Origin of the sequence: Brevibacillus sp. TJ4 (assembly GCF_044627595.2) — a bacterium.
GTDB lineage: Bacteria > Bacillota > Bacilli > Brevibacillales > Brevibacillaceae > Brevibacillus.
Window position 1 is genome coordinate 1,523,168 of the sequence record NZ_CP185865.1, and the last position, 23,803, is coordinate 1,546,970.

Annotated in this window: 27 protein-coding genes and 1 pseudogene; 20 read left to right on the forward strand and 8 right to left on the reverse strand. The window is 55.4% G+C overall.

Features of this window, described 5'->3' with window-relative positions; translation table 11 throughout:
- Positions 1-12 precede the first annotated feature (12 nt).
- The 3 genes from ACAF76_RS07280 to ACAF76_RS07290 are packed head-to-tail and all read right to left on the reverse strand — an operon-like array spanning position 13 to position 2,654.
- On the reverse strand, positions 13-501 hold the full coding sequence (locus ACAF76_RS07280) for a hypothetical protein (protein ID WP_400163267.1): 489 nt from the start codon (positions 499-501) through the stop codon (positions 13-15).
- Between the two features lie 32 nt (positions 502-533).
- Complete coding sequence (locus ACAF76_RS07285; protein ID WP_400163268.1) at positions 534-878, reverse strand: DUF2512 family protein; 345 nt, start codon at positions 876-878, stop codon at positions 534-536.
- Positions 879-926: 48 nt separating this feature from the next.
- Positions 927-2,654: an NFACT family protein gene (locus tag ACAF76_RS07290; RefSeq protein ID WP_400163269.1), complete on the reverse strand. Its 1,728-nt coding sequence runs from the start codon at positions 2,652-2,654 to the stop codon at positions 927-929.
- A gap of 152 nt (positions 2,655-2,806) precedes the next feature.
- Here ACAF76_RS07290 and ACAF76_RS07295 point away from each other — a divergent pair, with 152 nt between their 5' ends.
- The 14 genes from ACAF76_RS07295 (at position 2,807) to rpe (ending at position 17,015) form a co-directional block, all read left to right on the forward strand.
- The gene (locus ACAF76_RS07295; RefSeq protein ID WP_400163270.1) at positions 2,807-3,691 is read left to right on the forward strand and encodes a YicC/YloC family endoribonuclease; all 885 of its coding nucleotides are present in this window, start codon (positions 2,807-2,809) and stop codon (positions 3,689-3,691) included.
- A 24-nt stretch (positions 3,692-3,715) separates the two neighbouring features.
- Positions 3,716-3,976: an extracellular matrix/biofilm regulator RemA gene (gene remA / locus ACAF76_RS07300; RefSeq protein ID WP_400163271.1), complete on the forward strand. Its 261-nt coding sequence runs from the start codon at positions 3,716-3,718 to the stop codon at positions 3,974-3,976.
- A gap of 20 nt (positions 3,977-3,996) precedes the next feature.
- Positions 3,997-4,611 carry a guanylate kinase gene (gene gmk / locus ACAF76_RS07305; protein ID WP_400163272.1) on the forward strand — a complete coding sequence of 205 codons (615 nt, stop codon included), beginning with the start codon at positions 3,997-3,999 and terminating at the stop codon, positions 4,609-4,611.
- A 1-nt stretch (position 4,612) separates the two neighbouring features.
- The gene (gene rpoZ, locus ACAF76_RS07310) at positions 4,613-4,825 is read left to right on the forward strand and encodes a DNA-directed RNA polymerase subunit omega (RefSeq protein WP_400163273.1); all 213 of its coding nucleotides are present in this window, start codon (positions 4,613-4,615) and stop codon (positions 4,823-4,825) included.
- Between the two features lie 74 nt (positions 4,826-4,899).
- A complete protein-coding gene (gene coaBC, locus ACAF76_RS07315; RefSeq protein ID WP_400163274.1) occupies positions 4,900-6,147 on the forward strand; it encodes a bifunctional phosphopantothenoylcysteine decarboxylase/phosphopantothenate--cysteine ligase CoaBC in 1,248 nt (415 codons plus the stop codon).
- Complete coding sequence (priA, locus tag ACAF76_RS07320; RefSeq protein WP_400163275.1) at positions 6,144-8,576, forward strand: primosomal protein N'; 2,433 nt, start codon at positions 6,144-6,146, stop codon at positions 8,574-8,576. Before coaBC ends, priA begins: the two co-directional genes overlap by 4 nt.
- 17 nt (positions 8,577-8,593) lie before the next feature.
- A complete protein-coding gene (gene def / locus ACAF76_RS07325; protein ID WP_400163276.1) occupies positions 8,594-9,070 on the forward strand; it encodes a peptide deformylase in 477 nt (158 codons plus the stop codon).
- A 4-nt stretch (positions 9,071-9,074) separates the two neighbouring features.
- Positions 9,075-10,025 (forward strand): methionyl-tRNA formyltransferase, encoded by a 951-nt coding sequence (gene fmt / locus ACAF76_RS07330; RefSeq protein WP_400163277.1) that lies wholly within the window; start codon positions 9,075-9,077, stop codon positions 10,023-10,025.
- 3 nt (positions 10,026-10,028) lie between these two features.
- Positions 10,029-11,369, forward strand: coding sequence for a 16S rRNA (cytosine(967)-C(5))-methyltransferase RsmB (gene rsmB / locus ACAF76_RS07335; RefSeq protein WP_400163278.1), 1,341 nt, complete (start codon positions 10,029-10,031; stop codon positions 11,367-11,369).
- A 270-nt stretch (positions 11,370-11,639) separates the two neighbouring features.
- The gene (gene rlmN / locus ACAF76_RS07340) at positions 11,640-12,710 is read left to right on the forward strand and encodes a 23S rRNA (adenine(2503)-C(2))-methyltransferase RlmN (protein ID WP_400163279.1); all 1,071 of its coding nucleotides are present in this window, start codon (positions 11,640-11,642) and stop codon (positions 12,708-12,710) included.
- Positions 12,711-12,719: 9 nt separating this feature from the next.
- Entirely contained in the window at positions 12,720-13,472 is a 753-nt protein-coding gene (locus ACAF76_RS07345; RefSeq protein ID WP_400163280.1) for a Stp1/IreP family PP2C-type Ser/Thr phosphatase, read from the forward strand.
- 5 nt (positions 13,473-13,477) lie between these two features.
- The gene (gene pknB / locus ACAF76_RS07350; RefSeq protein WP_400163281.1) at positions 13,478-15,466 is read left to right on the forward strand and encodes a Stk1 family PASTA domain-containing Ser/Thr kinase; all 1,989 of its coding nucleotides are present in this window, start codon (positions 13,478-13,480) and stop codon (positions 15,464-15,466) included.
- Between the two features lie 17 nt (positions 15,467-15,483).
- Positions 15,484-16,374, forward strand: coding sequence for a ribosome small subunit-dependent GTPase A (gene rsgA / locus ACAF76_RS07355; RefSeq protein ID WP_400163282.1), 891 nt, complete (start codon positions 15,484-15,486; stop codon positions 16,372-16,374).
- Entirely contained in the window at positions 16,368-17,015 is a 648-nt protein-coding gene (gene rpe, locus ACAF76_RS07360) for a ribulose-phosphate 3-epimerase (protein ID WP_400163283.1), read from the forward strand. Before rsgA ends, rpe begins: the two co-directional genes overlap by 7 nt.
- Positions 17,016-17,075: 60 nt before the next feature.
- On the opposite strand, the gene ACAF76_RS07365 is transcribed toward rpe, so the two are convergent.
- Together ACAF76_RS07365 and ACAF76_RS07370 are read right to left on the reverse strand one after the other, a co-directional pair.
- Positions 17,076-17,501 carry an RDD family protein gene (locus ACAF76_RS07365; protein ID WP_400163432.1) on the reverse strand — a complete coding sequence of 142 codons (426 nt, stop codon included), beginning with the start codon at positions 17,499-17,501 and terminating at the stop codon, positions 17,076-17,078.
- Positions 17,502-17,609: 108 nt separating this feature from the next.
- Entirely contained in the window at positions 17,610-18,743 is a 1,134-nt protein-coding gene (locus ACAF76_RS07370; RefSeq protein WP_400163284.1) for a M20 family metallopeptidase, read from the reverse strand.
- Between the two features lie 214 nt (positions 18,744-18,957).
- Here ACAF76_RS07370 and ACAF76_RS07375 point away from each other — a divergent pair, with 214 nt between their 5' ends.
- Genes ACAF76_RS07375 through ACAF76_RS07385 form a run of 3 tightly spaced genes read left to right on the forward strand, consistent with a single transcriptional unit; the run spans position 18,958 to position 21,207 of the window.
- Complete coding sequence (locus tag ACAF76_RS07375) at positions 18,958-19,791, forward strand: transporter substrate-binding domain-containing protein (RefSeq protein WP_400163285.1); 834 nt, start codon at positions 18,958-18,960, stop codon at positions 19,789-19,791.
- 41 nt (positions 19,792-19,832) lie between these two features.
- Positions 19,833-20,492: an amino acid ABC transporter permease gene (locus ACAF76_RS07380; protein WP_400163286.1), complete on the forward strand. Its 660-nt coding sequence runs from the start codon at positions 19,833-19,835 to the stop codon at positions 20,490-20,492.
- The gene (locus ACAF76_RS07385) at positions 20,485-21,207 is read left to right on the forward strand and encodes an amino acid ABC transporter ATP-binding protein (protein WP_400163287.1); all 723 of its coding nucleotides are present in this window, start codon (positions 20,485-20,487) and stop codon (positions 21,205-21,207) included. The genes ACAF76_RS07380 and ACAF76_RS07385 overlap by 8 nt, the downstream gene beginning before the upstream one ends.
- A gap of 108 nt (positions 21,208-21,315) precedes the next feature.
- Here the strand turns inward: ACAF76_RS07385 and ACAF76_RS07390 are convergent.
- Both ACAF76_RS07390 and ACAF76_RS07395 read right to left on the reverse strand, forming a co-directional pair.
- Positions 21,316-21,864, reverse strand: a pseudogene (locus ACAF76_RS07390) (GNAT family N-acetyltransferase); the annotation flags it as partial.
- 118 nt (positions 21,865-21,982) lie between these two features.
- Positions 21,983-22,123, reverse strand: coding sequence for a hypothetical protein (locus ACAF76_RS07395; protein WP_400163288.1), 141 nt, complete (start codon positions 22,121-22,123; stop codon positions 21,983-21,985).
- A gap of 280 nt (positions 22,124-22,403) precedes the next feature.
- On the opposite strand from ACAF76_RS07395, the gene thiT reads away from it, so the two are divergent.
- From thiT to spoVM, 3 genes are all read left to right on the forward strand, one after another.
- Positions 22,404-22,964, forward strand: a complete 561-nt coding sequence (thiT, locus tag ACAF76_RS07400; RefSeq protein ID WP_400163289.1) for an energy-coupled thiamine transporter ThiT — start codon at positions 22,404-22,406, stop codon at positions 22,962-22,964.
- 227 nt (positions 22,965-23,191) lie between these two features.
- Positions 23,192-23,368, forward strand: a complete 177-nt coding sequence (locus ACAF76_RS07405; RefSeq protein ID WP_400163290.1) for a hypothetical protein — start codon at positions 23,192-23,194, stop codon at positions 23,366-23,368.
- A 20-nt stretch (positions 23,369-23,388) separates the two neighbouring features.
- On the forward strand, positions 23,389-23,472 hold the full coding sequence (gene spoVM, locus ACAF76_RS07410; RefSeq protein WP_023557299.1) for a stage V sporulation protein SpoVM: 84 nt from the start codon (positions 23,389-23,391) through the stop codon (positions 23,470-23,472).
- A gap of 83 nt (positions 23,473-23,555) precedes the next feature.
- Here spoVM and rpmB read toward each other — a convergent pair whose 3' ends face one another.
- The gene (gene rpmB, locus ACAF76_RS07415; protein WP_400163291.1) at positions 23,556-23,744 is read right to left on the reverse strand and encodes a 50S ribosomal protein L28; all 189 of its coding nucleotides are present in this window, start codon (positions 23,742-23,744) and stop codon (positions 23,556-23,558) included.
- Positions 23,745-23,803 lie beyond the last annotated feature (59 nt).

A 23,803-nucleotide genomic window follows, 5' to 3' on the forward strand; every position in this document is an offset into this window, starting at 1 on the left:
TTTGCGTGTGTGTCACGAATTCTTTTTCCTCGCAGCCCTGTCCTGCTGGCTGATCTGGTTTTGTCCATTTTGTCCGCTTTGTCCGCCCTGCCCCTGTCCATTCTGGCCGTCTCCGGACTGGACGATAGTCAACGAATTGTGCAAGGATTGCACATCCTGGGCGTCCTGAAGGATTTGATACATTTGCAGGAAGTTGGCTTTTTGCCCTTCAGGGATCCCTTTGATCCGCACTGTCATCTCCTGCGGCCCGCTTTGATTTTGCTGCTGGCCGCCTTGTTGGCTGTTGCTGCTGCTGCCATTGCCGTCGCTGTTGTTTTCCGATGCCATTTCCTCGTCCAGGAAGTTGAGGAACATGGAGTCGCTGCTGCTGCTGTTCGAGCTGCCCTGGCTGTCCTGCTGGTCTTTTTTCTGCTTCCCCTGTTGCTGTTGTCCGTCCCCTCCCTGGTCAAACAGAACGCTAAATTCATTCAAGTCTGTTTGCACAATGCCGATGACATTCATGTTGTCTTTTCTCCTTTCCAGTGAGTCCAAGATTATCCCGGGTGTTTGCTATGATGGACGCCTCTTCGCTCCAGGTAAGCGTGGTATACGAATTCGACCACGGCGACCAGAAAAGAAGTCAAGAGAATGCCAGGAAGGTGAAACGGTTGGCGAAACAATACACAAGCTCCCCAAAACAGAGCGAAGACGAGCAAAAAATCAGCAGTGGTAGCAAATGTGTTGTTGGTGTTCGGCAAAATGAGAGCGTCGCCTACGGCGTATGCGAACAAAGAGACGATGACGCTCGTCACGACGGCGAAGGCAAGAGACGTTCCCGACCACCACAGACCTGGGATGGCGATAATCCCGTTGGCGATAAGTTTGATGATAATACTCATCAGCGAACACCTCCTTGTACGCTCTTAGTATGAGCATGGAAGGCGTTGCTATGCGCGTGCCGTGGCGTTCATTTTGAGCTGGCGGATCAGCGCTTCATCCGGCGTGACATAAAGCGTGCGCTGTTGCTCGTATATGCAAAATCCAGGCTTGGCTCCACTCGGTTTTTTGACGTGCTTGACGAGCGTGTAGTCGACCGGTACCTGGCTGCCTTGCTGGGCGCGGCTGAAAAAAGCGGCGAGATTGGCCGCTTCCAGAAGCGTCTGATCGGAACACGAACGTGCGCGGATCACGACGTGGGAACCGGGAATGTCCTTTGTATGAAGCCAGATTTCGTGCGCAGAGGCGAGTTTGTTGGTCAGGTAGTCGTTTTGCTTGTTGTTTTTGCCGACCAAAATTTCCGTGCCATCTGACGAGACATATCGGTCCAGCTCGGGGCGCACGTCTTTTTTCTTGCGCGGACCGCGTTTTTTGCGATCGCGCATATAGCCTTGTTCGACCAGCTCTTCGCGAATTTCTTCGGCTTCTTGCAGGGACGCGTGCTCAAGTTGCACCAGTACGCCGTCCAGGTACAAGATTTCCGCTTGTGCCTGCTCGATTTGCTCCTGTACGACCTGGATGCTGTTTTTCGCCTTGTTGTAGCGCTTGTAGTACGACTGCAAATTTTCGGATGGCGTTTTTAGCGGATCGAGCGGGATCGTCACCGTACCGCCAGCTTCATCGTACCAGTTCACGGCAACCAGTTCGGTATCGCCGCGCTTGAGTTGGTGCATGTTGGCGGTTATCAGCTCTCCGTAGAGGCGAAACTGCTCGGCGTCCTTGGCATCCTCGAGCGTTTGCAGCAGCTTGTCGATCTTCTTCTCGTTTTTGTTGCGCTCGCCCGTTACGAAGCGGATCAGGTCATGGGCGCGCTGCTTCACCGTGTCGCGCAGCGCTTTGCCCTCGAAAAACGCTTGCAGGCATTGCTGTACAGTGTCATAGCTTACGGACGTGCCGCCTTGCAAATGCGTCAGCTCCACAACATGGAAGTATTCCTTATCCTTTGTCTTTACGACCGACGGCTGGTAGCGATGCGAGGCAATCGCGTCGCGGACGGCTAAAAAGGCTTCCCAGACCGCTTCCCGGGTGGACAAGCGCGCACGGTGCAGGATTTCCTTTGCCAAAAGCGGGCTGACACCGGTGTAGCGATCGACGATCTGCTTGTCCAGCCGTCCTCCGTTCCAATCGAGCGAGGAAATGAATTCCCGCTCGGAGACAGCGAGCAGGTCGGCTTTTCCCTGATCGGGAGGGGAGACGTACAAACGTCCCGGCACCACTTGGCGGTACTGGCTGACTGCTGCTGTGACGTGCATGGCGCTGTCCAGTATGACCCCGCTGGCCGGATCGACGAGAACGATGTTGCTGTGTTTGCCCATTACTTCCATGATGATGCGACGCTGTGCTGCATCGCCGAGTTCGTCTTTGGTGCGTACATCGATGTGAATGATGCGCTCCATCCCGATCTGGCGGATCGCCTCAATCTGCCCGCCTTCGCAATGCTTGCGCAGCAGCATGCAAAACATCGGCGCCTCCAGCGGGTTGGTAAACTCCTCGGTGGTGAGGTGAATACGCGGATAGGTAGGGTTGGCAGAGAGCAGAAGCCGGACGGTCTCGCCCTGCGTTCGAACCTGCATGATCACATCGCTGTGGTGCGGCTGGTGGATCTTGGAGATGCGGCCGCCAATCAATCTATGTAATTCGTGTACGAGAGCACGGGTTACGACGCCGTCGAAAGCCAAAGTAAGTCACCTCTGATTCAGATTCATCTATCTCACACAGTGTAGCATAAAACGGCGGGCGGCATGACGCCCAGTTCCCGCCTTGGTTGACACTCCCAATCGTTGTCTCCTATAATAAATTAACGATTTTTATGTCTGCGGAAGTGAAAAAGATGATACGTAGCATGACAGGTTATGGACGGAAAGAGGAAGAAAACGGCTCTCTACGGGCTACCGTGGAAATCCGGGCTGTCAATCACCGGTACGCTGATATCGTAGTCCGCCTGCCCAAAGCCTGGAGCATGCTGGAAGAGCCGGTGCGCAAAACCGTCCTCCCGTTTGTGAAGAGGGGGCGTGCTGAGGTCACGGTAACCATCGAAGGCGAGTCCCAAGCGACAGCCGGAATCTCCGTAGACTGGAATCTCGCACAGCAGTATGTGCACCTTTCGCAGGAGATGAGCAAGCGATTTTCCCTGGATACATCTTTGACTGTCAAGGATTTGCTGCTCATGCCAGGAGTCGTACATACCAGCCAGACAGATGATCGCAGTCAGGATACAGACGAGTGGATTTTGAGTCTGGTCCGGCAGGCGGGACAGGATTTGCTGTCGATGAAAGTCGCCGAGGGAAAGCAATTGCACCTCGATTTAGTCGAGCGGCTTGCGCAAATCGGCAAGTGGGTGGACGAAATTCGCGATCTCGCACCACAGGTGAGCGAAGAATACCGCAAGCGGCTACAGCAGCGAATTGCCGAAATGACCGATTCGCTGTCGAGCCAGTTGGAGCCGCAGCGGATGCTGCAAGAAGTCGCGCTGTTTGCCGAAAAAAGCGACATCAGCGAAGAACTGACACGTTTGCAAAGCCATTGCAACCAGTTCGCACAGAAGTTGGAAGACGAAGAGGCAGTTGGCCGCAAGCTGGACTTTCTGTTGCAGGAAATGAACCGGGAAGCCAACACGATCGCCTCCAAGGCGAACCATATGCAGATTCAGCATCTGGCCGTCGAGATTAAGACTGAACTGGAAAAGATGAGAGAACAAGTTCAGAACATCGAGTAGGGATGAAAGGATGGACTGGGCCGCATGGCAATTAAGCTGATTAATATTGGGTTTGGCAATATCGTAAATGCCAATCGGATAATTTCCATTGTAAGTCCTGAATCTGCCCCGATTAAACGGATCATTCAGGAAGCGCGTGATCGCAACATGCTGGTAGATGCGACATATGGCCGCCGTACGCGCGCGGTCATCATCACCGACAGCGATCACGTCATTTTGTCTGCTGTACAGCCGGAGACGGTGGCGCAGCGGCTGACAGCAAAAGATGACGAATCGGACGAATAAGTGGGAGTTGACACATAATCATGGTTGATCGCGGTCTCCTTTTGGTTCTTTCCGGGCCAGCAGGTGTGGGCAAGGGAACAGTGTGCAAGGCACTTCGCGAGCGGATGCCGAATCTGGTATACTCGGTTTCGGCGACGACGCGAAATCCTCGTCCCGGAGAAGTGGAAGGGGTTAATTATTTTTTCAAGACAAAAGAGGAATTCCGCCGCATGATCGAGCAGGAAGAACTGCTCGAGTGGGCAGAATACGTGGGGAATTACTACGGGACTCCGCGCCCCTTCGTAGAGTCGATGCTCGACGCCGGACGCGATGTGATCCTGGAGATCGAAGTGCAGGGGGCCCTGCAAGTAAAGAAGAAGTTCCCCCAGGGGACGTTTTTGTTTTTGGCGCCGCCTGATCTGGAAGAGTTGGAAAACCGGATCGTCGGACGCGGAACAGAAACGGAAGATGTGATCCGCCGCCGGATGGAAGTGGCGCGCTCCGAAATCGAGCTGATGGACCATTACGACTACGTGGTTGTCAACGATGAGATCGACTGCGCATGCGAGCGCATCGAGGCGATCATTACCGCGGAGCATCTGAAAAAAGATCGGCAGGTCCACAAATACATGAAATGGCTGAAGGAGGTTACGTAATATGTTGTACCCATCGATTGATGAATTGACGAAAAAAGCCGAGAGCAAATACATCCTGGTGACGGTAGCTTCCAAACGCGCCCGCCAGTTGCGCGAGAACAGCCCGATGCAGGTCGTGCGTCCCAAGTCCAAAAAATTCGTCGGCCTGGCGCTGGAGGAAATGATCTCCGACGAACTGGTATACGAATACCTGGACCCGAGAAATAAGGAGTAATGTCTACGAAAAACAACCTCACTGCAGGTTGTTTTTTTCGGATGGAACCACTCTCGTGGAGAGGAGCGCTTAGGATGAAATCGCTAGAGGGAAAACGGATTGTGCTCGGCGTGTCGGGGGGAATTGCCGCCTACAAGGCAGCGGCACTGACGAGCAAACTGACACAGGCCGGTGCCAAGGTGCATGTCGTTATGACCAAAAACGCGACGCAATTCGTGCAGCCGGTCACCTTTCAGGCACTTTCGCATCAGCCTGTCCATGCAGACATTTTTGATGAACCCGATCCGCATGTCATCAGTCATATCGAGCTTGCAGACAAGGCCGATCTGATTGTCGTGGCACCTGCGACCGCCAATATCATTGCCAAAATGGCACACGGCATCGCCGACGAAATGCTGACCGCAACCGTGCTGGCCAGCAAAGCACCGGTGCTGATTGCACCTGCCATGAATGTGAATATGTACGATCATCCGGCGACCCTGGCCAATATGCAGCGCCTGGGCGAATACGGGTATCGTTTTATCGAGCCGGGTGTAGGGCTGCTCGCTTGTGGCTGGATCGGCAAGGGACGGCTGGCGGAGCCGGAGGAAATTGTCGAGGCGGTCGCTGCCTTTTTTGCCGAAGCGGGTGGCGAGACGGTCGGTCGCAACCACGATTTGCAAGGCAGGACGGTGCTGGTCACCGCCGGTCCGACGCGGGAAAAGATTGACCCGGTGCGCTATATTACCAACCACGCTTCCGGCAAGATGGGGTATGCCATTGCCGAAGCAGCGCGGGATCGCGGTGCGCAAGTCGTGCTCGTCAGCGGTCCGACAACGCTGCCGCGTCCGGAGGGGGTCCGCTTCATCGCGGTAGAGTCGGTGCAGGAGATGTTCGACGCAGTTATGGCGGAGTTGCCTGCCAGCGATATTGTCGTCAAGGCTGCAGCCGTGTCCGACTACCGCCCGAAAACGGTGCACGAGCACAAAATGAAAAAAGGGGACGGCCCGCTCGTGCTCGAGCTGGAAAAAGCGCCTGACATTCTCAAGACGATCGGGGAGCGCAAGGACAAGCAATTCGTCGTCGGCTTTGCCGCGGAGACACAGGACGTGCTCCGCCATGCACAGGCCAAGCTGGAGCGCAAAAACCTGGACATGATCGTAGCCAACAACGTGCTGACAGAAGGGGCGGGAATGGGCAGCGACACCAATATCGTCACACTGCTGACGCGCGATGGCGAAGAGCTGGCGCTTGAAAAGCTGAGCAAGCGGGCTGTTGCGGACAAACTGTTTGACGCTGTGCTTCGCAAGCAGCAGAATCAGCCGCTGTCCAGCCTGACATGATTGCCAGCATTATCGTCGATGTGCCGGTGAATCGGACCAACCGGCCTTTTGACTACCGCGTCCCCGACTATTTGCAGCCGTTGATCCGTGCCGGCAGCCGTGTGATCGTTCCCTTTGGCCCGCGCAAGCTCCAAGGGTATGTCGTAGTACTGCTCGACGAGACGTCAGTCGGCGCAACCGACCGGCTCAGGGATGTCGAACAGGTGCTGGATGACACGCCGCCGCTATCGCCGGAGCTGCTCAAGCTGGGTGAATGGATGTCCCGCCAGTATTTGTGCCCGTGGGTGACCGCTGTGCAGGCGATGATTCCCGCCGTGCTGAAAGGAAAGGCGGAAAAATGGCTGACGGCGACAGAGCTGTTGGATGAGCAATCCTGCGGACGCTCGCCGCTGCTCTGGGAGCTGTTGCGCAAGCGTCACCTGCCGCTCAGTGAAGTGGAAAAGCAGTTTCCCGACGAGTACACGCTCGTCCCGGGCTGGATTGGCAGCGGACTGCTCAGCACCGAGTACCAGGTGCGGGATCGCGTGACCAAGAAACAACAGACATTTGTGAGCTGCCATCTGGCTCCCGCTGCGATCGAGGAGGCGATTGCCTCACTGCCAAAGCGGGCCGAACAGATGAAAGCCTGCCTTGCACACTTTCTTCGCCATGGCGAGCAAGCGGTCTCGATGCAGACTGTCCAGCAGGAGTGGGGGATCAGCCGGGCCACGGTGAAAAGTCTGGAAGCCAAAGGCTTGCTCACAGTCGAACAAGTGGAAGTCTACCGCGACCCGTACGCCCAGCGACGCTTTGCAGCCAGTGAAAAACCTGCTTTTACCCCGCGCCAGCAGGAAGTGCTGGAGCCGATCTTGCACTCGATTCAGCAGGAAAGCTATGCCTCCTATCTGCTGCACGGGGTGACGGGCAGCGGCAAGACCGAGGTGTACCTGGAGGCGATCGAGCATACGCTGGCGCGCGGACGGGAAGCGATTTTTCTCGTTCCGGAAATTTCCCTGACGCCGCAGATGGTGGAGCGCTTCAAATCGCGCTTCGGAGCGGATGTCGCTGTCTTGCACAGCGCATTGTCGCAGGGAGAGCGTTACGACGAGTGGCGCAAAATCATTCGCAGACAGGTAAAAGTGGTGGTCGGCGCACGTTCCGCCATTTTTGCCCCGTTTGAAAATGTCGGCCTGATCGTCATCGACGAGGAGCATGAAAGCTCGTACAAGCAGGAAGAAACGCCGCGCTATCACGCCCGGGAGGTAGCCTTGTGGCGGGCCAAGGAAAACGGCGCGGTACTGCTGATGGGAAGCGCTACGCCTTCGCTGGAGACGTACGCGCTGGCGACGCGCGGACGGTACGGGCTGCTGGAAATGCCGGACCGGGTAGGAAATCGCCCGATGCCGCAGGTTCACGTCGTCGACATGCGGGAAGAATTGCAGGCTGAAAACCGTTCCATGTTCAGCAGAAAGCTGCATGAGCTGATCGCCGACAGGCTGGCCAAGCAGGAGCAAATGGTCATCTTCCTCAATCGGCGGGGCTTTTCCACCTTTGTCATGTGCCGCTCCTGCGGATATACGCTGCGCTGCGTGCACTGCGACATTTCCCTCACCTACCACAAGACCAACCATACGGCACGCTGTCACTACTGCGGATACACGATCCAGCAGCCGGCCCACTGTCCGGAATGTCAAAGCGAGCATATCCGCTTTTTTGGCACAGGTACGCAAAAGGTGGAGGAGGAGCTGGCCAAGCTGTTCCCCGGCATTCGCGTCATTCGCATGGACGTGGACACGACTTCGCGCAAAGGCTCCCACGAGGAGCTGCTGGACAAATTCCGCCGCGGGCAGGGGGACGTACTGCTCGGTACGCAGATGATCGCCAAGGGACTCGATTTTCCCCGCGTCACGCTGGTCGGCGTGATCGCCGCCGACACGTCGTTGCACCTGCCTGATTTTCGCGCTGCGGAAAAGACGTTTCAACTGCTGACCCAGGTGGGCGGACGTGCTGGTCGGCATGAGCTGGCCGGGGATGTCGTCATCCAGACGTACACCCCCGAGCATTACAGCATCGTCCACGCGACCCGGCATGACTACCCGGCCTTTTATCGGGAAGAAATGATGCAGCGCCGGCGAACCGGGTACCCGCCGTACTTTCGGCTGGTGCTGATTACGTTCAGCCACGAAGAGGTGCCTATCGTCGTCCGTGCCGCTCACGTCGTAGGCGATCACCTGCGGCAGCGAATTGCCGAGACGACCGTCCTGCTCGGCCCTGTCGCATCGCCGATCGCCCGGGTAAAAGATAGATTTCGCTTTCAGATCATGCTAAAATATCGGGATGAACCAAATCTGGCCGAGCTGCTTGCGCAAGCGACGGCTGCCTTTGAAGAGTGGAACAAACAGCAGAAAGTGCTGATGACAATTGATGTTGATCCGTACGTGCTGCTTTAGGGAGGATAACGAGAGACATGGCGATTCGCTCAATAGTAAAACATCCAGATCCGATCCTGCGGGAGAAGGCGATGGTGGTAACCAAATTCAACGCCAATCTGCACAAGCTGCTCGACGACATGGCCGAGACGATGTACGATGCCGATGGCGTAGGGTTGGCTGCGCCACAGGTCGGCATCTCCAAGCGCGTCATCGTGATGGACTGCGGAGACGGGCTGATCGAAGTAGTGAACCCGGAGATCGTCGCGTTCGAAGGAGAACAGTTTGACTATCCGGAAGGCTGCCTCAGCATCCCCGGCCTGCGCGGAGATGTGCGCCGTCACGAATGGATCAAGCTGCGCGGCCAAGACCGCAACGGCAACGAGATTGAGCTGGAGGCAAACGGACTTTTGTCCCGCTGCGCCCAGCATGAAATCGACCACTTGAACGGGGTGCTGTTCATCGATGTCGCCGACAAGGTGTACCAAGTAAGCCCGGATGAGGAAGGGGAATAAGCCCTTGAAAGAGATTCGCGTACTGTTTATGGGGACACCCGACTTCGCGGTAGCCAGTCTGGAAGCATTGCTTGCCGCAGGCTACAACGTCGTCGGCGTGGTCACACAGCCTGATCGCCCTGTTGGACGCAAGCAGGTTATGACGCCGCCGCCGGTCAAGGAGGCGGCTTTGCGTCATGGGCTTCCGGTGCTGCAGCCGGAGAAGATCAGAGCGGACGAGTCGTTGGACGAGGTGCTTTCCCTCGCTCCCGATTTGATCGTAACAGCCGCGTACGGACAGATTTTGCCCAAGCGCTTGCTCGATGCCCCGCGCTATGGCTGCATCAACGTGCATGCCTCGCTTTTGCCCAAATACCGGGGCGGCGCTCCGATCCACAAATGCATTGTGGAAGGGGAAAAGGAGTCCGGCGTGACGATCATGTACATGGTCGAGGCGCTGGATGCAGGGGACATGCTCTCCAAAGTGGTGGTCCCCATCGAAGAGCGGGATACGGTCGGCACGTTGCACGACAAGCTGGCAGCGGCGGGCTCCCGCCTGTTGACGGAGACGCTGCCCAAGCTGCTGGCCGCAGAAATCGTGCCGGAGCCGCAAGATCACGAGCAGGCGACGTTTGCTCCCAACATCAAGCGGACAGACGAGCGGATCGATTGGAGCCGCACCGCTGAACAAATCTACAACCAGGTGCGCGGCCTGAATCCGTGGCCGGTCGCATTTACGACCTGCCAGGGCAAGGTGTGGAAAGTCTGGTGGGTAGAAAAGCTCCCTTGGCATGATGCAGGCCAGGCTCCCGGCACGATTATCGGCAAGGAAGAGGACGGGCTGCTCGTCGCCTGCGGCAGCGGAGCCGTCAAAATCACCGAGCTGCAGCCGGAAGGAAAGAAACGGATGAGCGCGTATGACTTTTTGCGCGGAGCAGGCAGCCAGATTGAAATCGGTACGAAGGTAGGAGAATAGTCCGTGGCAAAAAAGAAAGCGCGCGACATCGCCCTCGATGTGCTGAACAGGGTGGATGAGCATCATTCATACAGCAATCTCGAACTGCGCCATGTACTGGATGCAGCCGAATTGAGCCCGCAAGACGCCGGACTGGTGACCGAGCTCGTGTACGGCACGATTCAGCGCAGGCTGACGCTGGATTTTGTCCTGTCCCATTTTGTCGGCAAGAAAAAGGTCCAGCCGTGGGTCCGCAATCTGCTGCGGCTGAGCCTGTACCAGATCCGTTTTCTGGACAGGGTTCCCGAGCGGGCAGCCGTCCACGAGGCGGTGGAGATTGCCAAGCGGCGCGGCCATCAAGGCATCTCCTCCATGGTCAACGGCGTTTTGCGCAACGTCCTGCGCAATCCGGACGTGTGGGAGCGCATGCCGGAGGGAGACGCTGCCACGCAAATTTCCGTGACCCACTCGCATCCGGAATGGCTCGTCCGCCACTGGCTTCAGGTGTACGGGGAAGAGACGACGCGCGCGATGTGCGAGGCAAACAACATGCCGCCGCATCCAGCCATCCGCGTGAATCGGCTGAAAGCGACGCGCGAGGAGCTTTTGACCAGGCTCCGGGAAGAGGGCAAAGTAGCCCAGCCTTCTGCGCTGAGTCCGGACGGCATCCTGCTGGCGGGAGGAAATCCTGCACAGAGCGAGCTGTTTCGCCAGGGGTATTGTACGGTGCAGGATGAAAGCTCGATGCTGGTCGGTCTGGCAGTCGGGCCGAAGCCGGGAATGCGTGTCCTCGACGCGTGTGCTGCGCCAGGGGGGAAGACGACCCATCTGGCGGAACGCATGGAAAACAGAGGAGAGATCGTCGCCAACGACGTCCATCCGCACAAGCGCGAGCTGATCGCCAACGCTGCGTCCCGCCTCGGTTTGACGATTATCGAGCCGATTGTCGGCGATGCGCTGGATTTGCCGAGAAAAAATCTGGGGACGTTTGACCGGATCTTGCTCGATGCGCCCTGCACAGGTTTTGGGGTCATTCGCCGCAAGCCCGATCTGAAATGGAACAAGACGGCCGATGACATAAAAGAGATCGCCAAACTGCAGTATCAACTGCTCGTGGGCATGTCCGGTATGCTGGCAGCAGATGGACGTCTGGTGTACAGCACCTGCACGACCGAGCCTGCGGAGAATCAGCAGATCGTGCAGCGCTTTGTCAAGGAGCATCCGGAATTCGCCATCGATGATACGCTTGGCGACGATTTGCCAGAGGCGGCGGGAAAACTCCTCGACGACCGCGGATGCCTGCAAATTTTGCCTCATCACTTCGACAGCGACGGCTTTTTCATTGCCAGGTTAAAACGCAGGTAGGCAGGTCTCTTGACCCGGTTTTACCGACTTGTATACAGCCAAATCGAATCGCAATTGCTTACGCGAAAACAAGGGGTGGCACGTAAGGATGCAGGAACGTGCTGCTCCTTGTTTGCCTTTTGTTTGTCTTTTGGCCGTTTGGTTTACACTAGGTAAAGTGACGTATTTGCTGGGCTGGATGGGAAAACCGTTTGAAGCAAGACGGCTTGCAGGGTAAAATGATAAAATGACAATGCAGTGCATTGACTTTCGAGGATGTGAAAAAACAACATGCCATTACATACATTCACGAGCGCCAAGCCGCTCATCTACAATCTGACGCAGGATGAACTGAAAGCATGGCTGGTTGAGACCGGGGACAAGGCGTTTCGGGCACAGCAAATTTTTGACTGGCTGTACGTCAAGCGCGTCCAGTCCTTTGACGAAATGAGCAATTTGTCCAAAGAACTGCGGCACAAGCTGGCCGAGCATTTCCGCATGGACCCGCTCAAGGAAATTACCGTGCAGCAATCGCAGGATGGAACGATCAAGTTCCTGTTTCAGCTCGTCGACGGTCACGCGATCGAGACGGTGATCATGCGCCATAACTACGGAAACAGCATTTGTGTAACGACCCAGGTGGGCTGCCGCATCGGCTGTACGTTTTGCGCGTCTACGCTGGGCGGGCTAAAACGCAATCTGGACGCTGGCGAAATCGTCTCCCAGGTGCTGATGGCGCAGCGCAAACTGGATGCAGAAGGGGAGCGGGTCAGCCATGTCGTGGTCATGGGCATCGGCGAGCCGTTTGAGAACTTTGACAGCCTGATGGGCTTCTTGTCCATCATCAACGACAATCGCGGCCTCAACATCGGGGCAAGGCACATCACCGTATCGACCAGCGGCATTGTGCCGAAGATTTACGAGTTCGCGGACAAAGGCGGACAGGTCAACCTGGCTATTTCCTTGCACGCACCCAATACGGAGCTGCGCAGCAAGCTGATGCCGATCAACAGGGGCTTCCCGCTCAAGGACTTGATGGAGGCATGTCGCTACTACATCAACAAGACCGGACGCCGGATCAGTTTTGAGTACGGTTTGTTCGGAGGCAAAAACGACCAGCCGGAGCACGCTGAAGAGCTGGCCGAACTCATTGACGGCATGCTTTGCCACGTCAACCTGATTCCTGTCAACTACGTGCCGGAGCGCGACTACGTGCGTACACCTCGCAACGACATTTTCCGCTTCAAGCGAATTTTGGAGGAGAAGGGCATCAATGTGACGATCAGACGGGAGCATGGCAGCGACATTGCCGCTGCATGCGGCCAACTGCGGGCACAGCACGCTAAAGAAACCGTGGGGTGATGTGAAACCATGGAATACGCATTGAAATCGCATGTCGGCCACGTTCGTCAGGTAAACGAGGATTACGCCTACGTATCCGACCTGAACGGACGTGTGCTGGCTGTCCTCGCCGACGGCATGGGCGGACACAAGGCTGGGGAGATCGCCAGCCGGCTCGCCGTTGAGCGAATCGTAAAAGAACTGCGTCATTTGGATCAAAATCTCGAAGACATCGATGTACGCGAACAACTGATGCAGGCTGTCCTGCTCGCCAATCGGGAAGTGTATGAGTACGCCCAGGAGCATCCGGAATGTAACGGCATGGGAACGACGGTCGTCGCTGCCCTGCTCGGGCCGACGAGCGTCGTGACAGCCCACATCGGCGACAGCCGCCTGTACCATTACCGCGACGGCGATCTTAAGGTGAAGACAGAGGATCACTCGCTCGTCAACGAACTGGTCAAGAGCGGACAGATTACCGAGGAAGAAGCATCGGTCCACCAATACCGCAATGTCATCATGCGTTCGCTGGGAACCGAGCCGGACGTTTTGATCGACATCGGACAATTCGAGTGGACAAAAGACGATGTTGTGCTCATCTGTTCGGATGGATTGAGCGACAAAGTGCAACATTCAGTAATGGAAGAATGGCTAGAGAGAAAGGTACCATTGCAAGCACAGGTCGACGGGCTTGTGGAAGAGGCGTTGGCCGCCGGTGGAGAGGACAATATTACGCTTCTTGCTGTTCGCAATATACCTGATGCCAGTCAGAATGAGGGGTGAGCGAGATGGAAGGTTTACGACTGGGTGGGCGCTACCAGGTAGAGAACCGGATCGGCGGAGGCGGCATGGCGATTGTATACAAGGCAAAGGACCTGATTTTGAACCGCATGGTCGCCATCAAGGTGCTGCGTTCGCAATACGGCACTGACGAAGACTTTGTCAATCGCTTCAGAAGGGAAGCGCAGGCTGTCGCCAGTCTTTCACACCCCAATGTAGTCGGGGTATACGATGTAGGACAAGAGGGCGACACGCATTACATGGTGATGGAGTATGTGGAAGGCTCCACGTTGAAAGAAATGATCGTACAGCACGGGGCATTGCCAATCGAAGAAGCGATCCGCATCGCCCAGCAGATTTGCGACGCGCTGGATCACGCCCACCAAAACCAGATAATTCATAGAGACATAAAGCCGCACAATATTCTGATTGGTAAAAACGGCAGGGTAAAGGTGACTGATTTCGGTATCGCCAGAGCGGTTACTTCGGCCACGATTACCCATACCAATGCGATGCTGGGCTCTGTCCACTACTTCTCGCCCGAACAGGCAAGAGGCGGCGTGACCGGGGAAAAATCGGATATTTATTCACTCGGAATTGTGCTCTATGAGATGGTGACGGGCCAATTGCCTTTTTCCGGGGACTCCCCGATCTCTGTCGCTTTGAAACATTTGCAGGAGCCGCTGCCCGAACCACGCCAGATTCGGCCGGGTATCCCGCAAAGTGTGGAAAATATCATTTTGAAAGCATTGGTCAAAGACCCGTTTCTGCGCTATGCTTCAGCGAAAGAGATGCTCGATGATCTGGAGACATGCCTGTTCCCGGAGCGCTTGAACGAACCAAAGCTGTTTTTTCCGGTCGACGAGGAGCAGACCAGAGTGGTGCCGCTCATCACCCAGGAGATGCTGGAAAAGCACGGTCAAATCCGTAGCGGGAGTGGGAGCGGCATCCGCAGGACAGACGAGGAAGAGGACGAAGAAGAGGATTCGGCAAAGCCGCCGCGACCGTGGTGGATGAAGGCGCTGTTCTGGACAGGCGGGATCGGGCTGTTCGTAGTCCTCGGCTTCCTCGGCTTTAACCTGGTACTCAATCTCTTCCCGTCAGTTCCCGAGGTAGCTGTCCCACATGTGGAAGGGACCGAGGTCGAACAGGCGCAGCAAAAGATTGAGGAGGCCAAGCTGGTCGCCAACATTGTCGAGGAAGCGAGCGACACGATCGAGGAGGGCATCGTCATCAGGCAGGACCCTGCGCCGCCCATGCGGTTGAAGGAAAATGCCGCCGTCACCTTGTACGTCAGCAAGGGACAAACGCCGATCTCTATGCCGAATCTGATCTCGCTGTCGCGCTCGGCTGCGGAAACCACGCTGAGGCAGAATGGCTTTTTGATGGAAAATGTGAAGTTTGTGGAGAAAGAGGATGACGAAGCCGAAGCAGGCGAAATCATCGACCAGTCTCCGGCGCCGAATGAACAGGTCCTTCCAGGAAAACAGGAAGTGGAAGTTACAATTAGCAAAGGCAGAGGGTTTGTGAAGATGCCGGATATACGCAACAAGTCGCTGGAGGTCGCCCGGCTGGAGTTGTTGAAGGTCGGACTGGATATCGGGGACATTACCGAAGAACCGACCTATGCGACAGAGCGAGCGGGAATCGTGCTGTCTACCCACCCGTATGATCCGGGCATGGATGTGCAAAAAGGGCTCGCGATTCCGGTCACGATCAGCAATGGCTTGTATCCGCGCGAGGCCAAATCAGGCACAGTGCCGGTATACGTGGAAGTATTGGACACAGAGACGGTCGACATCAGGATCGAGGTGTCCGACGCCCGCGGAGATGGTCAGGTCGCTTTTGAAGAGACGCTTGCCGAGAGTCGGGAGTACAATGTGCCGGTCGTGCTTTCACCGCAAAAGGATGCGGTTGTCCGCGTGTTTTACAAAGGACCGGACGACAAGTATGTCGAGTATCAAACCATTCCGATTTCATATAACAGCTCGTACTAATGCGTGGGGGGACATGAATGCCAGAAGGTAGGATCGTAAAAGCAGTAAGCGGGTTTTACTATGTAGCGGACGGTGAAAATGTGTATTTTTGCCGCGCACGCGGGCTCTTTAAGAAAAAGGGTGCGAAGATTACACCGCTTGTAGGAGACTGGGTAGTCTACGATCCAACGAATGGAGAAGAAGGGTACGTCATGGAGGTGCGGGAGCGGACCAGTGAGCTGGTGCGCCCGCCCATCTCCAATGTCGATCAGGCGGTTCTCGTTTTTTCCATGTACAAGCCGATGTTCAGCTCGCTGCTTTTGGACAAATTCCTCGTACATACCGAACGTGCCGGGATCGATTCCGTGATCGTACTGTCCAAGGCAGATCAGGCGGACGAGGAAGAGGTGGCGCAAATTGTCAAACAGTACGAAGCGATCGGCTACACGGTCATTCCTACTTCCACCGTGCAGGATCGCGGCATATCGGAAGTGCGGGAGCTTTTGCGCGATCGAATCAGCGTGTTTGCCGGGCAGTCGGGCGTGGGCAAGTCGTCTTTGATCAACCGACTGTTTCCCGGTGTCAGCTTGCAGACCGGAGACGTGAGCGAAAAGCTGGGTCGAGGCAAGCATACGACGCGCCATGTCGAGCTGATACCGCTGGAAGGCGGAGGCTATGTGGCCGATACACCGGGCTTTAGCTCGCTGGAGTTCGGCGACATGACCGAGCTTGACCTGGCTGAATCGTTCCGTGACTTCGCGGCGCTAAGCGACGGCTGCAAGTTTCGCGGCTGCCTGCACATGAGCGAGCCTTCCTGCGCAGTACGCGATGCTCTGGAAGCCGGGGAGCTGTCCGCGGAGCGCTATGCACACTACAAGCAGTTTCACGAGGAACTGAAAGAATTTCTACGGAGGAACAAACCATGGTAAAAATCGCACCGTCCATTCTGTCAGCAGACTTTGCCCGTCTGGGGGAAGAAATTCAAGAAGTGGAGCGGGGAGGAGCAGACTGGATTCACGTCGATGTGATGGACGGACATTTTGTTCCCAATATTACGATCGGGCCGCTGATCGTCGATGCGATTCGTCCGGTGACGAAGCTGCCGCTGGACGTACATCTGATGATCGAGGAGCCGGATCGCTACATTCCGCAGTTTGCCAAAAGCGGCGCTGACCTGATCACCGTTCATCAGGAAGCGTGCCGCCACCTGCATCGCACGCTGTACCTGATCAAGGAGCAGGGTGTGAAGGCAGGGGTCGTCTTGAATCCGGCGACGCCGCTGGTGACGATCGAATCGGTACTGCCAGATGTGGATATGGTTCTGCTGATGACGGTAAATCCGGGCTTCGGCGGACAGAGCTTTATCCACAATGTGCTGCCGAAGATCAAGGAACTGCGGCGCATGCTCGACGAACGCGGACTGGGTCACGTGGAGATCGAAGTGGACGGCGGCGTCAATGAACAGACTGCCAAGCTGTGCAAGGAAGCGGGAGCGACAGTGCTGGTGGCAGGAAACGCTGTCTTCGGACAAACAGACCGCGCGAAAGCGATCTCGCTGATTCGCGGCTAGTGATACATGAAAAGGAGGGTGTCGGTTTCGACGCCCTCCTTTTTTTATGTGTGCTTTCGTTTACGGTCGGTTCGAGGTCACGTATGTACCTGCAATCAGATCGTGGATGGCTCGCTTGTCTTCGCGGAATACGACCATAAAGGCACTGACAATTGCAGCAATTCCCAGCGTGATCCCATAGATCAGACTCATTCCGACAATCACGCGCAAAAGCATCGTGCCCAGCCCGACTTCTTCTCCGTTTACCTTGACGATCCGGATGCCGACGATCCGTTTTCCTACGGTATAGCCGGACCAGAATGCAGGGAGCAAAACCGAGTACAGCGTAGTGACCACGTTCGAGACGAGATTGTTCTGGGAATTCAGGTTGATGAGATACAGGATGATGGCCAGCGGCACACCGATAATCAAGGCATCGAGCAAGCTGGCTCCCAACCGTCGCCAGAAACCGACGGGATTGTCAATTTGCTTGCTGCTCGCTTCCATTTCCATGAGGAGGCTCCTCCTTTCCGTTCGCTACGGACAGTATATGTTGGGGCCAGTGAAAGTATGGCGTTTCATCCGTGAGAGCGAAGCAGAACAGGCAAGACCAGGCTATAGAGCCAGGAACAGCCGCAGCAAGACGGCGATTCTTTGCGGGACATCGTCCAGCAGGATGTGTTCATGCGGGGCGTGCGCGCCGTCTCCTGTAGGACCCAGCCCGTCGAGCACAGGGGCACCGGCCACGGCTGCGAAATTCCCGTCGCTCGTTCCGCCGACACCTGTTTCCGCCAGCTCGAAGCCTTCTTCCCGCGCCTGATGCCGGGCGAGTGTATACAGCGCCTCAGTTCCGTCTGTCCGCTCCATCGGCGGCTTTGTGATACTGCCTTCGAGCGTGAGCTGTGCGCCTGTGAGCACGGGCTTCAGCCGGCGCATCAAGCCCTCGATTCGCTCTGCCTCCTGCATTGTTTGCACGCGTACATCGATTACCGCCTCGGCGTATTCCGGTACGACATTGGAGGCGCTTCCCCCTTTGATCGTACCGACAGACAGAGTCGTTCCTTTTTCGTAATCGGTCCACGACTGGATGGTCAGGATGTGGTGGGCGAGTTCCTCGATTGCGTTTACTCCCGCTGCGTGGTCGTTTCCGGCGTGTGCAGCCCGTCCGACTGCCCGCAGGATGAAGTCACCGCCTCCTTTTCGGCTCGTTTTTACCGCACCATTGCCGGCGGCGGGCTCGATCACCAGCACCGCCTTGCTCCGTTTTGCTTCGGCTGCGATCAGGTGATGGGAGGATTCGCTCCCGGTCTCTTCATCCGTATTCCAGAAAAAGACCAGCTTGCAGTTCAGCGGCAGGGCTTGCTCGACGATCGCGCGCAGGGCGAAGTAGCAAAAAGCGATGCCCGCCTTCATATCGTAGGTGCCAGGGCCGTACAGTCGCCCGTCTTCGATGCGCCACGGCTCTCGCTGGAGCGTGCCCACTTCCTTGACCGTATCAAAATGGCCGAGCACGAGGATTTGCTCCTCTCCCTGGCCGTACTCGATGCGCAGTTGGTTTCCGCACGCAGTCTGCTCGATTACCTGTACCTGGCAGCCAAGACTGCGAAAACGTGCGGCAATCACTTCCCCCAAGCGGTCTACCGCCGCCTTGTCGTGCGTCGGGCTCTCCATTTCGACCCATGTACGCAGCTCTTCCAGAAAGTCGGGAAGCTGTTGCCTGAAATAAGGTGTCCACTGTTTCGTCGCCATGACGTCCTCCTCATGTCCATTTTCCTCTTTTCCCCGTTATTATCGCAGATGCAAGCGAAAAAGGGGTGAAAAAGTACGCAAGTCTCCTTCGCAAAAACGGGCATACTAACCCAATCCAATATTTCCACATACGAAGGTATTGATTATAAGTAACATTTTATTGTATAAATATTAATTGTCGATCAAAATATTTTACATTCGTTGGAGGTACACCATGAAACGCAAGTCATCCATTCTTTCTATTACTTTTGCCTCGCTGCTGGCAGCAGTGGTTGTAGCTGGTTGCGGTACAGGTTCGGGAACAGGACAAGCCCCGGCAAACAATCAAGCAGGAGGGCAGGAGCAGGCACAGCCGGATACAGAAAAGAAAACGCTGGTCATGGCTACGTCTGCCGACTATAAACCGTATGAATTCCACGACCTCTCGAGCGGCAAGGATGAGATCGTCGGCTTCGATATTGACATCGCCAACTATATCGCCAATGAACTGGGCTACGAGCTGCAGGTGACAGACATGAACTTCGACGGGCTCGTACCGGCGCTGCAGACGAACCGCGCCGATTTTGTCATGGCAGGGATGACGCCTACGCCAGATCGCCAGCAAAACGCAGATTTCTCGATCATCTACTACGAAGCGAAAAACACGATCGTCGCAAAAAAGGACAGCCAGTTGGACAAACCGGAAGATTTGAGCGGCAAAAAAGTAGCTGTGCAGCTCGGCTCTATTCAGGAAACCGCTGCGAAGGAAATGGCGAAAACCGTGACTGGCTTGCAAATCACTTCGCTGAACAAGATCGGGGAGATCGTCGAAGAGGTGAAAACGGGTCGTGTCGATGCAGCGATCATCGAAGACACGGTAGCCAAAGGCTTCGTCGAAAGCAACCCCGAATTGCAATTCAGCACGATTGAAAGCGATGAAGCGAACGGTTCGGCCATCGCCTTCCCGAAAGGCTCTCCGCTCACCGAGGAGTTCAATCGCGTCATCGAAGAGATGCAAAACAACGGCGAGATGGAAAAGCTGATCAACAAGTGGTTCGGTCAAGAATAACGGCAGCGGGCCTCGTGCGGCTGTAAAAGGTGGGATACGGCATGAATTTGGATTTTGCGCAAATCGTGCCTTATATCCCTTTTATTTTGGAAGGGATAAAGGTTACGTTACAGGTTACGTTTTTGTCGGTGATTTTGGGGTTTATTTGGGGCTCCATCCTGGCGTTGATTAAAATTTCCCGGTTTGGGCCGCTGAATTGGTTCGCTGTCGCCTACACCTCAATATTCCGCGGGACGCCGCTGATCCTGCAACTGACGTTCGTCTACTTCGCCACGCCGCAGTTGACGGGCTACAACATCAGCCAGTTGGAAGCGGCCGTGCTGACCTTCACCCTGAACTCGGCGGCCTATATTTCCGAGACGATTCGCGGCGGTATTCTCGCCGTGGACAAAGGGCAGTGGGAAGCAGCCAAAGCGCTTGGCGTTCCGTACCGCCGGATGATGCTGGACATCATCTTGCCGCAGGGCGTGAAAAACATCTTGCCGGCGCTGGTCAACGAGACGATCGCGCTCTTGAAGGAATCTGCTCTCGTCTCCACGATCGGACTTGCCGACATCATGCAAAACGCCAACGTCGTCAAAGGGACGATTTTCCGCTACTTCGAGCCGTACATCATCGCCGGTACGCTGTACTACGTCATGGTCATGCTTTTGACCTGGGTAGCGCGGATCGTGGAGAGGAGGATGAGACGCAGTGATTGAGATCAAGCAACTGACCAAATCATACGGCCAACTGGAAGTGCTCAAAGGAATTGATGTGCAGATCGGCAAAGGGGAAGTCGTGGCAGTCATCGGGCCGTCCGGTTCCGGGAAGTCGACGCTTTTGCGCTGCATCAATTTGCTGGAAGTGCCGACGAGCGGCTCGATTGTGATCAACGGGAAAGAGATCACCTCGCCCAACGCCGATGTAATGGGCATCCGGCAGTATATCGGGATGGTGTTCCAGCATTTCCACCTCTTCCCGCATATGACCGTGCTGGGCAACCTGACCTACGCGCCGATCAAGGTGAAGCGTATGGGCAAAGAGCGGGCGGAACAGAAGGCACGGGAGCTGCTCCAGCGCGTCGGCTTGTCCGACAAGGCCGATGTGTATCCGTCCCGTCTGTCAGGCGGACAAAAGCAGCGGGTGGCCATCGCCCGTTCGCTGGTGATGGAACCGGAGATCATGCTGTTTGACGAGCCTACCTCTGCGCTCGACCCGGAGATGGTCAAGGAAGTGCTGGAAGTGATGAAGGGGCTGGCCCACACTGGCATGACGATGGTCATCGTCACCCATGAAATGCGGTTTGCCGAGGAAGTGTCCGATCGCATCCTGTTTCTCGACGGAGGGCTGCTGGTCGAGGACGGGACGCCAGAGCAGTTTTTCTCCCAGCCCAAAAGCGAGCGGGCCAGACGGTTCCTGGAAAAAGTACGGTAGAAAAGATGAAAGAATCCCTCCGCAATTGCACAAATGCGATGCGGAGGGTTTTTTACATGGATCTTAGATTTGGCCGGATGTGAAAGTCTACTCCTGCTGTTACCGTGCCGTTTCCTCGTCTTCCTCATTGATGATAGCCAGGATTTGATGATCCTCCCATCGTCCGTTGATCCTGACATTTTTCTTGGCGATGCCTTCTTTGTGAAATCCCGCTTTGAGCAAAACGTTGATGGACCCTTCGTTATGCGGCATTACGCCGGCTTCGATGCGGTGAAACTTCATTGCTTGAAACGCATGCTGGACGACGAGTCGTACCGCTTCGGTCATATATCCCCTCCCGTTATGCTCCTTATCCAAAAAGTACCCGATCCAGCAGCTTTGCAGATCTCCGCGTACAGCTTCAGTCAACATGACTTCGCCGATGATGTGCCCGGTTTCTTTCAGACAGATGACAAATAAATAAGCGCTGTCCTGTCTGGACAATTGCAGCATGGTTCGGATTCGCTCCAATTGCCCCTGGTGCGTGTAAAATGATTCATCCCGTAAACCTGTAAACCCTTGAAAAAAATCTCTGTTTTTCACCTCAAGAGCAAGCAGCCCTGATGCATCAGATTCATCCACTGGTCTGACGACAACTTTTTCACCCTGTAATTCCATGCCATTCATCTCCTTTTTTAAATAACGTAAAAAACACCACAGAGCCCTTGTGGTGTACATTCCGGCCTATGCAACCACAGGAAAGCGACCCGTGGTGTTGGTTCCACTGTATCCTGCGTTAGAGCAAACCATCGAACGGATAAAAGTCGCTTGTTTTTCCGATTTTGGACAGACCTATCCCGTAAATGGTTTGATCAAAGAATACAGCGGTCGAGTATCCGATCCCTTTTGATAACGACAGCAATGCTCTTTTTTTCATCCGGATACCCTCCTTTTTCGCTAGGCTCCAAATCCATCTGATCCGAACATTTTGTATATGGAAAACAATACGATAATTTCACTCGTTTATCAACTCCGGGGAAGCAGAGGCAGGCAAGACAATCGTACCTCGGACCTGTCCATTCCTTGCCAGCGCCATGCGATTTGACAAATGGGGTCTGGCATCGAACCGTGCGTTCAGCAAATCGCCTTTTCCTTTTTGACAGTTGCCACTGCTCGGGGTAGAATCAGAGCAGCAAACTTTGAGGGGAGTGATTGTCGTGTCTCGACAACGACTGCTAACATTGCTGGAGATGGCAATGATGGCTGCTATTGCACTCATATTTAGTGAAATCAAGCTGTTTCAAATGCCGCAGGGCGGCTCTGTGTCCCTGGTAATGGTGCCGATCGCGCTGATCGCCGTTCGCCGCGGGATCATGGCGGGAATCGTGACAGGGGCTGTTGTTGGACTTTTGCAGCTTTTCTTCGGAGGCTATGTCGTCCATCCGGTTCAGCTTTTGCTCGATTACCCGCTGGCGTTTGCGGCATTGGGCTTGTCCGGCGTGATCGCCATTTCCCGTTTTGAAAACAGGGCAAGCCGCGTCCGGGCGATCTGGGGCAGCCTGCTCATCGGGGTACTGGGCCGGTTTGTGTGCCACTTTGCCTCAGGTGTCATCTGGTTCGGAGAATTTGCTCCGGAGGGCACACCTGTAGCGGTGTATTCTTTCCTGTACAACATTACGTACCTGATTCCCGAAATGATTATTACGGGAGTTGTCCTCACCATGGTGCTGGCCAGCGCTCCGCAACTGCTGTTGTTGAAAAACCGCCGCCTGGCGTGAGCATTTTCCGGGGCGGACCTGCATTTTTACAAACGATACGGCATATTGTATTCAGGCAACGGTCTAGTTGCCTGTTTTTCTTTTGTCTGTTGTTTCGGAATTATAACGGACGTTGTTTTTTTGTCGGAATCCCCCACAATTTTTACAGCAGGATACATGTTTATCCGACAGCAGAATATGATGTAATATGCACGTTTGGGAGAACACCTTAAAGGAGGTGCGTACAAATGGGATTGCGCTCCTTTCGCCTGCGACAGGGGGGCGCCTTGCGACGTGTTCTCGGTGTTGCATCGGCTGTCGGAGGAGTCACCATTTTTTTGTACATGGCACCTCCGTGGGTTTGGTATAGCCTGTTATCACTGGCGCTCATGGGGGCGGGCTGGTATTTGTATCATGGCAAGTAATTTCGGTGAGGAGGGGTCACATGCGGTTCTACACCATCAAGTTGCCGAAGTTCCTGGGTGGCATGATTCGCGCCGTCATAGAGGCATTCAACAAGAAAAAATGACGGCGGGCCTCCTCCAGGATGTAGCGTCGGAAGAAAGCAAAAAAGCACCTCGATGGGTGCTTTTTTTCGCGCTTCTGGCAACACTATACGCGAGTTACCAGTCCGGATTTCAGTGCTCGGGTACTTACATAAACGCGCTTCGGTTTTCCATTTACAAGAATGCGCACTTTTTGTACGTTAACACCCCAGGTGCGGCGAGTTGCGCGCATGGAGTGGGAGCGAGCGTTTCCAGCTTTACCAGAACGACCTGTTACATAGCAGCGACGTGACATTACGATCCACCTCCCTTGTGGCATCTAAACGGGATTTCCTCAGATGGGAAATACAAATA